This is a genomic window from Vibrio rubrogenes, from assembly GCF_059641415.1.
The window spans coordinates 1-14,434 of sequence record NZ_JCARSY010000052.1; the positions used below are offsets into that span (position 1 = coordinate 1).

8 protein-coding genes are annotated in these 14,434 nt (G+C 44.5%); 5 read left to right on the top strand and 3 right to left on the bottom strand.

Annotated elements, in window-relative coordinates:
* The 5 genes from AC55NX_RS19470 to AC55NX_RS19490 form a co-directional block, all read left to right on the top strand.
* Window positions 1–468 (top strand): acyl carrier protein (locus tag AC55NX_RS19470; RefSeq protein WP_496997239.1); only part of this gene is annotated, 468 nt, incomplete at its 5' end.
* Complete coding sequence (locus AC55NX_RS19475; protein ID WP_496997240.1) at window positions 461–7,804, top strand: SDR family NAD(P)-dependent oxidoreductase; 7,344 nt, start codon at window positions 461–463, stop codon at window positions 7,802–7,804. The genes AC55NX_RS19470 and AC55NX_RS19475, both read left to right, overlap by 8 nt.
* Window positions 7,805–7,891: 87 nt before the next feature.
* Window positions 7,892–8,962: an NADH:flavin oxidoreductase/NADH oxidase gene (locus AC55NX_RS19480; protein ID WP_496997241.1), complete on the top strand. Its 1,071-nt coding sequence runs from the start codon at window positions 7,892–7,894 to the stop codon at window positions 8,960–8,962.
* A gap of 40 nt (window positions 8,963–9,002) precedes the next feature.
* The gene (locus AC55NX_RS19485) at window positions 9,003–9,818 is read left to right on the top strand and encodes a sugar phosphate isomerase/epimerase family protein (protein ID WP_496997242.1); all 816 of its coding nucleotides are present in this window, start codon (window positions 9,003–9,005) and stop codon (window positions 9,816–9,818) included.
* Window positions 9,819–9,823: 5 nt separating this feature from the next.
* Window positions 9,824–10,726 (top strand): shikimate dehydrogenase, encoded by a 903-nt coding sequence (locus AC55NX_RS19490; protein WP_496997243.1) that lies wholly within the window; start codon window positions 9,824–9,826, stop codon window positions 10,724–10,726.
* A gap of 82 nt (window positions 10,727–10,808) precedes the next feature.
* On the opposite strand, the gene AC55NX_RS19495 is transcribed toward AC55NX_RS19490, so the two are convergent.
* The 3 genes from AC55NX_RS19495 to AC55NX_RS19505 all read right to left on the bottom strand — a co-directional run.
* Complete coding sequence (locus AC55NX_RS19495) at window positions 10,809–11,843, bottom strand: NADPH:quinone oxidoreductase family protein (protein ID WP_496997244.1); 1,035 nt, start codon at window positions 11,841–11,843, stop codon at window positions 10,809–10,811.
* A 33-nt stretch (window positions 11,844–11,876) separates the two neighbouring features.
* Window positions 11,877–13,385 carry a condensation domain-containing protein gene (locus AC55NX_RS19500; RefSeq protein WP_496997245.1) on the bottom strand — a complete coding sequence of 503 codons (1,509 nt, stop codon included), beginning with the start codon at window positions 13,383–13,385 and terminating at the stop codon, window positions 11,877–11,879.
* Window positions 13,386–13,405: 20 nt separating this feature from the next.
* Window positions 13,406–14,434 (bottom strand): CaiB/BaiF CoA transferase family protein (locus AC55NX_RS19505; protein ID WP_496997246.1); only part of this gene is annotated, 1,029 nt, incomplete at its 5' end.

Consider the following 14,434-nt stretch of genomic DNA (forward strand, 5'->3'; position numbering starts at 1 on the left):
GCGGATGCACCTTTGATTAACCCGGAAGAAAAATCATCTGCGGGTGTTCCTGATTTGAGCATGTCTGGTGAGCATCAGAGGAATACTGTCAGTGAAAAGAATAGAAGCATGTTCGATCAAACTTTCTATGGTTTATCCACAGATGAGCAACGACATTATGTAGAGCAGACTATCAGGCACATTTTGAGTAATTTCCTCAAGATTGATTTAAATCAGGTGAAGGATGTGCAGCCATTTTTTGATTGTGGTATGGATTCGATTACCGCAGTTGACTTCAGTCGTCTTGTGGGTGAAGCATTCAGGCTTGAGTTTCATGTCGACATTATTTTCGATTACCCCAACTTATTTACCCTCACTGATTATGTAATGGATCGGTTGTCATTAGATTCGTCAGCTCAACTAGATGAGGACGATGTGACAATTGATGAGCTCTCCCAGATGCTGGAAAGGGAGTTAGAAAATGACTAATAAAAATTTGCAGGAAACTAAACCAATGCAGGACACAAAGCAATTGTTCAGTAAGAGCCTGAATGAAATCAAACGATTAAAAGCTATCAACCAGCAACTTGAAAAGATGCACAAAGAGCCTGTTGCTATTGTCGGAGCTGCTTGCCGTTATCCTGGCGGCATTGGGTCACTGGAACAGTTTTGGGAAGCTCTGGAACAAGGGCGTGATTGTATTGAAACAATGCATGACCAACGTTGGCCAATGTCTCGTTTTTTCACGGATGATCCGCATGTAGCCGGGGGAATCTATAGTGATGCTATGGGGTTGCTCGGAGATATTGATCGCTTTGATCCTGCTCACTTTGGTCTGTCTCCTGAAGAAGCCAAACATATGGATCCTCAACATAGACTTCTCATGGAAATGGTTTGGGAAACGATAGAAGATGCTGGATATGCGGTTGACAGTTTTTCAGGGAGTCGCACTGGGGTCTATGTTGGGCTAATGAGTGATGATTATGGTCAGTTACAAGGACCGTTAGATAAAGCTAGCTACTATGTGGGGTCTGGTACTGCCCGTAGTTGCGCTGCAGGTCGTCTTTCTTATACCTATGGTTTGGAAGGGCCTGCTATGACATTAGATACCGCTTGTTCTTCATCTTTGGTCAGTGTGCATCTTGCAGTGCAGGCATTACGCCGAGGGGAGTGCGATGCTGCTATTGCTGGAGGGGCGAACCTTATTCTGTCACCACAAGGTAGTGTGGTTGCGTGTCGTTCACAAATGTTATCACGTAGTGGTCATTGCCGGACCTTTGATGTCAGTGCAGACGGGTATGTTCGTTCTGAGGGTTGTGGAACGGTTTTGTTGAAACGTCTTAGTCGTGCATTGCAAGATGGTGATCAGATTTATGCTTTGATTCGGGGGTCTGCAGTTAATCACGATGGTCGTAGTCAGGGGCTGACAGCCCCTAGTGGTCAAGCGCAGCGAAAAGTGATTGCTGCAGCTTTAGTTGATGCGGGTGTTTCTCCTGACAGGGTAGAATTCGTTGAGTGTCATGGCACAGGGACAGCGCTCGGAGATCCAATCGAAGTTCGTGCAATCGAAGCTGCGTATATTCACAATACAAGTCGCTCAAAAGATGAAAGCCGAGGGAGTATTCAGTCTGGCATCAATCGATCTCCTCTCAAAATTGGTGCTCTGAAATCGAATCTTGGCCACATGGAAGCTGCGGCAGGTATAGGAGGATTACACAAAGCAATGCAGGTAATCCGTCACCGGAAAGTGCCTAAAAACCTTCATTTCAATGAACTGAATCCACAAATAAAAGTGGATCAAAAGATGCTTCAAATCGTTACCGAGCCCACAGCATTGGCAACTGAAGGTTCTTTGTTTGCGGGAGTCAGTTCATTTGGTTTCAGCGGCACGAATGCCCACATTATTCTGGAGTCATATCACGGCATAACAGACTCACCGACAGAAAGTGATGGTGAAATCTTCCGCTTAGCTGCACGTTCAAGTACTGCATTGAGTGATTACGCTAAACAATATCTTAGTTTCCTTGCTCGAGAATCTGACATTGATTTGTCTTCCTTGTGTTTTACGGCTGCAACTGGGCGAAATGATGGGGTTTATCGGCTTGCATTTTCTGTAAAAAACATCGGTGACTTAAAGGCTTGTCTGGAAGAATATATTGAAGTGACGGGGGGAGATGAGCTATCTCTGGAATCCGAGAAAGTTCCATCACTTTGGGTCATTTCTGGACAGGCAAATGTTGATTGGCAGCTAGCCTATCACTTGTACAGTACTCAAAAGAAGTATAGATCTTCCATTGAGAAAGCATACAGCCACCTGCAAGCATTGGGGTATCCACACGAACTGACTGATTTTGAAGCGTTATTTTATACTTCAGAACAGACAGAAAATGTGTTGCCTCATGCAATACATCGCTGGGCATTAGCAGAACTATTGATACATCTGGGGTTATCTCCGAGTCGTATTACCGGCGTTGGCGTTGGTGAATATGTAGCAGCCAGTGTGGCTGGTCTGGTCGGATGGCAGGAACTACTTCATATTCTTGCGTCAGGAAAAGTGACAGCAGATATTTCTCTGGGGCGTAAGCGATATGAGTTTGTTGGTGTTGCCGGAAACGATACCGAGCTATCTCAAGAATGTTTTGAACAATCGTACATAACGGGTGAATTGGAATTTGATGATTTGGCTGCAACCTTTAGTCGTGAGCACGGAATTGATGATTATTGTGGCGTACTACTGAATGAAGGTGTTTCTCTGACAATGACTGATGGCCCGGAGGAAAGGCTGTTTCAATGGGTATATGGGCAAACAAATCGTGATGTAACGATGCAGCTGGAAGGATTCCTGGCTCAGTGCTACATGATTGGTTATAACCTACATTGGGGACGGGTATATGAGAATTGTCAAAGACAGCGAATGAGTTTACCAAAGTACCCTTTTCAGCGGCAAAGTCTATGGACTGAATGGGGGTACTCATTTGATCAAACCTTGCCTTCTACAGTTGTCCGGTCTGAAATGGCATTACAGACATCATTCTTTCATTCTGGTATCCGAGATGAAGAGCAAATCGAGCACTCAGTGTTAAAAACGGTATTTGCTTGCCCTTCGGGTATGCGTAATTTTAGTGGCGAGTTATCGCCGGCTCGAATGCCTTATCTTTCGGCACACCAAATTCTTGGTGAATCAATTGTACCAGTCAGTTTGTTTGTTGATATTGTTATGGCAGCCGGGCGCTGGTGTTGGCCAGAGCACACGCTATGGATTGATGATTTACACTTGTTACATAAGTGTATACTTGGCGATGCTCCCATCAGCATATATTGCCATGTGAATCCTGAAGCGGGAACTGTTGCAGTTTACAGTAAATTACAGCACTCAAATGATTGGCAACAGAATGTAAGAGCAAGACTCTCTTCCAGCACACAATTATTTGCACTCAATGATATAAGCCTGTTTAAGTATCAGGATAAGTGTAATGACGCGATTGTTATACGTCACTTCTATCAAGGTCTTGCGTTGAATGGTCTGACTTATGGGGATGACTTCCAAGGTATTTTCGAAATCTATCGCGGGTCAGATTGCGCGTTGGCGAAAATAGCGTTACCGCCAACTGTGGATCAGTCTTTAGAAGGATATATTGCACATCCCATCTTGTTAGATAGTTGTTTGCAGGCCATTGCAGCTGCATCCGTTCAGAACAGCGAACAAGGAGTTCGAGTACCTTCACAGATTCGGGGTATCCGTTTGTTTAAACCCTTACCGGAAATTCTATGGTGTGCAGTGGAAGTCTTTCCTATCAACTCACTCGAGCGAACAGGGAACAGCTACGCTTCTCTGACTCTGTTTGACTCTCAAGGTGAGTGTGTCATGACAATCGACCGATTTGAAACAGCCCCTTACAAGGAAGCTGAAACTATCGAAGCACCACTTTGTCTTGATTGGTTATATGATAAACAATGGTTACCCGATGACGTTGATGTGATCAGCCATGATACCGAGGAAACACTGAATCAAGCCCCGCGCCATTGGTTATTTTTTTCTGACCAAGGCCCTGTGTGTAATGCACTGGAAACAGAACTGAGTTCCCGGGGGGATTTGGTCTCGGTGGTGTGTTTGAATCAACCTACTCATTCTCAGCATCGGCAAATATCTCTTCAAAGTGCAGCGGATTTGCACGAGGTTTTCGCAGCTGTAGAACAGGGAACGCATACTTTAACTGGGGTGATTTATGGTTGGTCGATCACTCAATCAGATGTTTTGGGGCAAGGTGACTACGATGACAAATTATCGAACTATGCTAAATATCCGTTGTGGATATGTCAGTCGGTACTAGACCCGCGACGTAGACAAACTACATTGAATTTTCTGACATGTGGTAGCCAGCCAGTTCATGATGAAACACCCTCTCAGCCTTTAGCTGCAATGATGTGGGGACATGTTCTGAGTTTCATCAACGAAAATGCTATGCATGCAAACTTGATTGACCTTGAGTCGTATGACTCAATTGGAAACCTTGCACTTTCAACCGTGCTAAACGTATTGGAGCAACAAGATGAATGCCAGTTTGCTATACGCGATGGTCGACGTTTTATTGCACGTATTCTTCCCAGTCAACTGGCGGTGTCTCAAGATATTCATATCGATGCGTCGAGTACTTATCTGATTACGGGAGGAGTTGGTGCTCTCGGCTTAGAAACAGCGAAAGCGATTATTCGTCAGGGAGCCCGTCATCTCATTCTGGTAGGGCGTCGTGCTGGCCTCTCAGATAACAGTAAAGTTGCAATCCAGTCTCTCGAGGATATGGGGGCTTCTATCTATCCATTAGCTGTAGACATTGCTGAAGAGCATACTTTTGCCGATGAGTTAAATGAACGATTAATCGGTTTACCTCCGCTAAGGGGAGTGGTTCACTCAGCCGGTGTTTTAGCCGATGGGATTGTTGCTCAGCAATCATGGGATAACTACCTTAAAGTATTTGCTCCTAAGATTGCTGGAACGTTGTCACTCTATAAAGCTGTACGCCAGCAGTCACTTGATTTTTTCGTAATTTATTCATCCGCTGCTTCGATATTGGGTAATCCGGGGCAAGCAAACTATGCTGCTGCAAATGCTTTTGTTGATAGTTTTGCATGGTATTTAAGAGGCCAGGGAGTTGCGGCTTCTTCAATCAACTGGGGAGGGTGGTCCGAAATAGGTCTCGCGGCTGGTCTGGAATCAGGACTTGCAAATGAACAAACGTCTCTACTTGGTTTGATTCCTCCTCAACAAGGCATCCGGGTGATAGAGCAGCTGTTTGCTAACACAAATCCTCAATTTGCCGTGTTACCTCTTAAGCGTCAGATCTCAATAGATGGCGATAAGATGCCATACTTGCGTCAGCTGTTGAGTAAGGTTATTGATGTTGCCAGCTCAGGTCAACACCCCGTATCCGTTGCCCCAACAGCTGAAAGCCAATCTTCAGGTATGAGCCTTCTTGCTAGGTTAGGACGGTTATCTGGTGAAGCACGTCAGATGCTCCTGAAACAGTATTTACATCAAGTAATTGGCAAAATGTTAAAAATAGACGGTCAGCTCGACGAACGAGCGAGTTTGTTTGACCTTGGGCTTGATTCACTGCTTGGGGTCGATTTGCGATTACTGATAGAAAAAGATTTGGATTGTGTACTGGCATCTACACTGTTCCACGATTATTCGACGATTCAGGATTTAACAGATTTTATTCTCAGTGATGTGATCCAGGATTTGGAGTATGAGGCTCAGGTAACCGATGTCGTTCCAGCAGCCACCAGCCTTTTGGCTAGCTCAGATAGAAACCCGAAAGTGGGACTGGAAACCGTCACACCAGAGCATAATGATCATAGTTCTGTTGGTGCTTCTGATTTACCAGAGACAAAACCAGATTGGGTTACACGTTCCCGTCAGTTTCAAAATTCTGACATTGCCATCATTGGATTATCAGGGCGTTATCCGGGTGCTCCTGATTTGCAGACGTTTTGGGAGAATTTACGTGCAGGGTATGATGGGATTACACCGGTTCCAAAGGAGCGCTGGAATGCTGAAGATTACTATGATGCACGGAAAAATATCCCGGGCAAGAGTTATTGTGATGTAGGGGGATTTATTGAAGGGGTGGATCAGTTTGATCCAGAGTTTTTCAATATTCCCCTTCACATGGCAGCATATATTGATCCTAAAGAGCGGCTGTTTCTGGAAACTGTATGGAATCTGTTAGAGGACGCGGCCTATACGAGGGATAAGCTGAAACAAGATTATCATTCTCGTGTCGGTGTTTTCGTTGGAGCGATGTACCAGCTTTACGGCACCTTCGCAGGGAATATACATGAGCAGACAGCAACCTTATTGTCATCTTACAATTCGATTGCCCACCGAGTGTCTTACTTTTTTAACCTAAAAGGTCCTAGTGTTGCAGTTGATACCATGTGTTCTTCTTCACTGACCTCTTTACACCTAGCCTGCCAGAGCTTACATAGCGGTGATTGTGAAATTGCCATCGCTGGTGGTGTGAATCTCTCTCTACATCCTCTGAAATATGTTGGATTGAGTCAGGCTCAAATTATGGGGAGTCATCCAGATAGTCGCAGTTTCAGTCATGGTGACGGTTATCTGCCATCCGAAGGTGTAGGCGCTGTTTTACTCAAGCCATTAGATCGTGCGATCGAAGATGGGGATCGGATCGAGGCAGTAATTAAGGCTTCAACAATCAACCATGGCGGTCATTCGACAGGATTCTATGCACCGAATCCAGAAGCTCAGAGCGAGTTGATCGAGACTAACTTCCAACGGGCAAATCTCAGCCCTGACAAAATTCAATATGTAGAGGCAGCGGCTAATGGAGCCAGCCTTGGTGATACGGTTGAATTTAAAGTATTGAATAAAGTATTTACGAAGGCTGGGGTTAAAGAGGGAAGCTGTCCAATAGGTACGGTGAAGTCGAATATTGGTCATGCAGAAGCAGCTTCAGGTATGGCACAAATTGCTAAAGTTATCCTACAGATGAAACATCGGACGATGATTCCTACAGTGAAAGCGACTCCCTTGAATCCAAATATTCAATTTTCGGCATCGCCTTTCTATTTATTGGACCATTGTCAAGATTGGCAACAACCTAAAGATGATACTCGGCGTGCAACAGTAAGTTCATTTGGTGCCGGAGGCGCAAATGCACATTTGATACTCGAAGAATATTTACCAGCAGTTCAAAACTTAGATTTAGATATAACATCCTCTGTTGTTCTACAAGATAATGAAATTATTGTATTTTCTGCCAAAACAAAATCTCAGCTACAAAAAATGGTAAGTAATATGTTGGTGTATCTGGACACGAATCAAAAATCCTATGTTGGGGAGCCACAGACTTGGTTGGCCAATATTGCTCATACTTTGCAGACCGGCCGGGAGGAGATGGATTGTCGACTATCACTGTTGGTTAGTAGTGTCGATGAATTGCGTCTGGGCTTATCCCGTTACTTAGCTTCAGTATCAATGGATGATCTGGGTTCAGGTTATGTGGAGCAGCCAGACATACCTATGCAAGCCGGGAATGTGCAGGATCAACCTGAATTGCGAAACCTTCTTTTAGGAAAAGCGGGGGAGGTGATGGCACAGTCTTTGATCGCTGAAAGGCAGATGGAGAAATTGATGTTGCACTGGGTGCAAGGTGGTCATATCTCCTGGGAAAAACTGCGTCAAAATCAGAAGGTAAAGTATATCAGTCTTCCCACATATCCATTTGATCGTCAACGTTATTGGCTAACGGGTAGTATGGATGCTGATCAGACTCAAGTGGGTTTTCAATCGAAGGAATAACAGACCGGGAATGGTTCATCAAGACATAAACAGTTGATGAGCAGTCTTATCATTTTTACATCAATAAATTGGCTATGGAGAATAAATGTGTCGCTTTTTTCATCATTTGAACTTGGCAATGTCACTTTAAAAAATCGTATTGCTATATCTCCAATGTGTATGTATTGCGCACAAGATGGCGTACCCGATGATTGGCACTTAGTACATTTGGGGAGTCGTGCCATTGGTGGTGCAGGACTAATATTTACAGAAGCAACCGCAGTATCACCAGAAGGACGAATTACGCATGGTTGTACTGGGCTATGGAATGACCGACAGGCTGCTGCCTGGAGACGTATTGTGGACTTCTTACATGCACAGGATACTGTGTTTGGAATTCAATTGGCACATGCTGGGCGTAAAGCGAGTACGAATTTACCTTGGGTCGGTGGACACCCTATGCCCTTGGCATCTGGTGGTTGGACAACTTACGCGCCTAGCTCATTAGCATTTAAACAGGGCTACAACATCCCTGTTGCATTGGACAAAAACAGCATTGCAAAAGTTATTGAAGATTTTGCGTCAGCAACACGACGGGCGAAAGCCGTTGGTTTTGATGTTATTGAAATTCATGCTGCACACGGGTATCTGTTCCATGAGTTTCTTTCGCCATTATCGAACCAGAGAGAAGACGATTATGGTGGTTCTTTGGTGAATCGAGCGCGGTTATTGCGTGAGGTCGTTGCAGAGGTCAGGAGGGAATGGCCCGTTCCGTTACCGTTAGTTGTGCGTTTATCTGCAACAGATTGGGCTCCCGGAGGTTGGGATATTGATGAGTGTGTCCAATTAGCTCAGTGGCTGAAAGACGATGGTGTGGATCTTATTGATACTTCCTCCGGGCTGAATATTGCCGAAGCGAAAATACCATTCGCACCAGAATATCAGGTTCCATTTGCCGCCCGGATCCGTCGTGATGTTGGTATTGCTACCGGGGCGGTAGGGATGATTACACCTGGAACAGAGGCTGAAGATATTATCTGTCGAGGTGATGCTGACATTGTGTTGTTTGCAAGAGAATCTCTGCGTGATCCATATTTTCCCTTTCGTGCTGCTGTTGAATGTGGCGTTGAGCCGAATGTACCGAAACAGTACCTGCGGGCTTGGTCGCCCGGCATTTAGGTCGTAATGATGTTTAATTAACAAGAAGAGTAATTGACTTATGAATCTTACACATGCACCAAAGTTGGCGCTTGCTCATCTGTCTGTGCTAAATGTTCCGCCGCTTGAATTGGTTAGCTTGGCTGCGAATGCCGGTTTTTCTTATATTGGTTTGCGGTTGTATCCTGCTTTTTCTGGATCAGTATTTTATGAGTTGGCGGAAGGTTCAACACAATGCCGAGACATGCAACGTCGTTTGAGTAATGAAGGTATTTGTATTAATGATATTGAATTTATCGGTATTGGGGAGCATTTCAAACCGTCTGATTTACAAGGTTTGCTTGATACCGCTGGTGCTCTAGGCGCCCAACGTCTTTATGTATGTGGTGATGACCCTGAACGGGGACGTTTAACAGAAAATTTTGCTCGCTTATGTGAGTTATCGGCACCTTACGGACTTCGTGTGGAGTTGGAATATATGGCTTGGCGAGCGGTCAAGACTTTTGATGATGCATTAGAGGTGGTGACATCGGCTGGGCAAACAAATGGGGGAATACTAATAGATGCTCTTCATTTATCCCGTACCGGAGGAACCGTCCAAGATATACTACGTGCGCCCGATTTTATCCATTCCGTACAGTTGTGTGATGCTATCGAGGAGCAAGTTCCAGATAATCCGGAAGCTTTATTACAAGAAGCGCGCTCAGGACGTTTGGCTCCTGGACAAGGCTCTTTGCCTTTAAAAGCATTGTTAGCATCGTTGAATGAAGGGACAAAAATTTCATTGGAAGTTCCTACGCACGAGGGCAAAAATGAGTATCAACATGCGAGGGAAATTTTCCGCTCAACGATGAATATGATGGGCTTTATAGGGTGAAGTATATGTTAATCAATGAGCTGGGTAGTTCTATGTCGACTGATATTAAAGGTATGGCGTCAACGGTGTATCAGTTGGGATTAATTGGTGCGGGGATTGGAAATTCATTGTCGCCTATTCTTTATGAATCTGAAGCTGCTGCACAGAATATTCAATGTTGTTATTCTTTGCTCGATTTAGATGATCCTGAAACAGGAGGGCTACCTGAATTGTTAGAACTGGCAGAGCGCTCCCACTTTTCTGGATTGAACATTACGATTCCTTGTAAGCAGTCTGTGATCCCTCTGTTAGACGAACTGAGCCCTGAAGCAAAAGCGATAGGCGCGGTAAATGCAGTTTGCTTCCAAGATAAAAAACGAGTTGGTTATAACACGGATGCTGAGGGGTTTCGTCAAAGCTTCATTAGGCAGTTGCATCATGTGAATTTAGAACGAGTTATACAATTTGGCGCAGGTGGGGTGGGGGCTGCAACCGCATTTAGTCTGTTGGAACTTGGCGTACAGAGATTGACAATTGTTGATATAGTCGATGCGAATGCTCAGCAACTCGCTGATAGGCTTAGGACATATTTCCCAGAACGGGAAGTTTTGATCTCCCAGCCTTCAAAAGCTGAAATCAAAACGACTATAGGGGTGGTAAATGCGACGCCAACAGGTACATGCAAGTATCCAGGTGCTGTGATAGATCTAAACCTGTTGACTTCCCATATGTGGGTTGCTGATGTGGTCTATTCCCCCGCAGAAACGCCGCTCTTGAAAGCTGCAAGGGCTTTGGGGTGTCCTACATTAGATGGCCTGAGCATGTTAATCCATCAGGCGGTTAGGGCATTTGAATTATTTACTGGAAAACAGGCGGATGTGACCCGAATGTTGAGATGCTTTGAACAGATGCAACTGGAACAATCATAGTTTCTCAATGGTGTTCCTGGGCTTTCATCGCACTTTGAAGGTTTCATATGCGATGAAAGTTTTAGGAAGTCTGAAAGAATTTTTAGTTACAGACCGGCAAATTCGTGCTCTCAGCATTTTTCATTGTAACGACGACTTTCCCCATGGCTTTGCGATTGAATAAGTGTTCTATTGCTTCTCCGGCACGATTTAGAGAAAAACTTTCTGAAATAAAAGGCTTAATTTTACCTTCTTGCCATAACGATATCAGTTCCAGAACGTTTTGGTGATTGGACTCAGTTTCATCGCTTATAAATTTCCCCCAGAGGACACCAAAGATTTGACATGCTTTTAGCAAAATCAAATTCATTGGTATGTAAGGAATACCAGCTGTGAACCCAATGACTAAATAGCGACCACGGTGGGCAATTGTCCGCAAAGCTGGTTCACAATACATTCCGCCAACAGGGTCAATGATTACGTCAGGAGGATGATCACCGCAAATGCATTGCATCTGATTTTTAAAATTTTTCGACGCTTCCTTACTCGCGATGTTTTGGGCGCATACCACGCCGGCATGAGCGCCATGGCGATAGGCCAGTGCTAATTTTTCTTCTGAAGATGCTACTGCAATCACATGGGCTCCCATGACCTTTCCGAGTTCTACTGCTGCAAGTCCAATTCCTCCGGCAGCACCAAGGACTAGTAGTGTTTCTCCAGGTTTTAGTTGGGCGAGATTTTTTAATGAGTAATAAGCGGTTGCATAAGTTAAAAGTAGGCTTGAAGCTTCTTCAAAAGACTTCCCGGCAGGAAACACGTAACAGTCTTTTTCAGGTAAAGCAATCTTCTCTGCCAATCCCCCCTGATTACCTGTTGCTCCAAATACATGATCACCGACTTTCAGACGCTGAACATTGGGACCAACAGCCTCAACAATACCTGCTATCTCTGAACCGGGAATAAATGGTCGTTGCGGTTTATCCTGATATAAATCACGAATAATCAGGACATCAGGGTAATTAATGGCACAAGATATGACTTTTATTAATACATCCCCACAGCCTAAAACAGGCTCAGAAATGTCACATACTTCAAGGCTAGCCGGGCCTCCAGATTTCATACTTAATAAAGCTTTCATGATTTTTCCTTTTATCTGGGGTGCTTTTTCTCGTTATTGAAGTAGGAACTCTGTTACCGTCCCGAAGAAAGTATCGAGTAAAGCTTGCTGTTCTCGTGATGAGAGTTGTTCATCATTGAGTTCAAGAGAGACGTGCATGACATGTCCATAGTCCAGCAGTCGGAAATAAATTGATGGCAACAGTATCGGCCAGGGTTCTCCACATGAACGAGTCACTTTTGGAGGCCATTCGTGTTTCTCAATCTCTGATTCCTGTTTGGCATCAGGTTGACGAATGGTAAACATGTTCATGCCTGTTGCAATGTGTCTGGGGTCTTCAATACCGCTTGCACCACTTGGTAGCGGGTGTCGGAGCATCGTAGGCACCCTGAGCTTAATTGCACTATGGTATTCGATCTCATTGTATTTCAACATAGAAATGAAATCGTGATCCGGAGGTACAACGACTTCAACGAGGTCACTGCAGACCAGGTAACCAATGATTGGTGCCAAAGCAGGTGAAATACGTAAATCCCCAACACAACGAATCGGAAATTTTGATGCACCTGACCAGCGTGACAGGGTCAAAGCGAAGGTTGTTAGTAATACATTGAAGAGTGAAGTTTTGTGTGTTACCGCAAATGAATTAATCTGCCTTAATACATGACCCTCAATGGTGAATTGGTGATCGACTTTGGTACCAGGCCGCCAACTCAACACCTCTTTAGTTTCTGGAGCTGTTAGGGGAGATAAGTTTTGCAGACGCTGATTCCAATAGTTTATTAGGGGTTGTCGTTCCGGGCTGCTTAACCACTGCCTTTCCCATTCAGCATAGTCATTAAACTGTATTGCCGCAGGTAATGTGTCTGATGTTTTGTTGTATATGAGAGTGTCTAACTCGGACATGATCAACATAAGAGATGCAGCGTCCACGATGATATGGTGGAAAACAAACAATAACAAAAAATCACTTTCAGAAAGATGTACTATTCTGGCACGGAGTAACCACTGACCGTTGAGCGGAAGTTGTTCTTCTGAAAATTTTTTTGCTAATGCTTTCAACGCTTTTTCTGTGTCTTGCTCTGGCTCAGACTGAACAGGTGTATATTTCTGGTGTTCAATGAAGAATGAATCAGCGTCATTCATGGTGATATTTAATTGGCCATCACTTTCATGAAATGATGTTCTGAGGGTATTATGGCGTGAGATAAGTTGTCGGATTGCAGCTTCCAATTGTGCTTGGCTAGTGTTCCGATAAAGCTGAATCAGCGGTAGTCTTTCCTGATTTAGCTGTCGTTCTGGTAAGCCATACCAATTCCACCAAAGCCTCTGTAATGCAGAAGGTTCTACCTTTGTTGATTTTTCCAGAGTTGTCGGTGCTTCAAGCCGCGCCGCTAAGGCAGCTAAATAAGAGATGATCTCACTTCGGTGCTGACTTAAGTTTGTTTTGTCCTGTTCTGTGAAAGTACCTTTTGGTGCTCTATATGCAAGAGCACCATCCTTTAGAGTCAGGGTAATTCCTCTATTCTGTAAATTGAAGATTAAATGGGGAATACTTTCCATCGAAATGTACTTCCTTGAGATCAGTTAGTCTTGTTATTTAAGGGGGCTTGATATAAAACACCGTCAGCGTTTAGGTTATGAATTTCTTCATCTGAGTAACCAAGGCTTTGAGCAATATCCTGATTGTGTTGGCCGAGCTCCGGGGCTATGTTTAAAACTTGGGGCTTAATGTTAGAGAAATTGAAAGGGACGTTCGGCATCAGAATGGTGCCTAATTCAGGGTGTTCTTGCTCTATAATCATTCGCCGAGCATGAATTTGTGGGTCAGCAAGGACCTGCTTTATACTTTGAACGGGGGCATGAGGAATATCTGCTTGTTCAAGACTCGCTATACAGTTTGCTACGGTGCGGTTTTTGGTCCAACTTTTGACTAAGTCAACAGCGGCTTGACTGTTTGCATTACGATTTTCTGCTGTCTGGAACCTATCATCGTTTGCAAGTACTTCTCCACCGATTAGGAAGGCTAGTTTTTTCCAAACATCGTCCACTTGTGCAGCGATAACTAAGGCACCATCTGAGGCTGGAAATACACCATAGAGAGTAGATTGTGGTAGATGATGACCGCTTCGTTTTACAACATCAGTCCCATCACTAAGCGTGTGAAATTGAACAGCGAAATCATGCATCGATACCATACAGTCGTACAATGCAATATCAATATGTTGGCCAATACCAGTTGTATGGCGACTGAATAAAGCAGCACATACGGCAGAAACGCCATGGCTACCCGCATACATATCGGCGACTGGCATTCTCATCAGTGGCGGTACATCATTGGGTTGGCCAATTAGATCCATTGCGCCGCTTTTTGCCTCTGCAATTAAACCAAATCCTGCGCGCTCGGAGTCTGGCCCGGTGTGACCGTAGGCTGATATTGAGCAGTAAATTAAGCCTGGGTTTTCTTCTGTCAGAGCATCGTACCCCAAGCCTAGCTTGCTTAGAGCTCCGGGTCTATAATTCTCGATAAAGACGTCTGCTGTTTTAGTGAGCTTTTTCATGAACTCCAGACCACGGGGATCTTTGACGTTCACACATAATCCTTTTTTCCC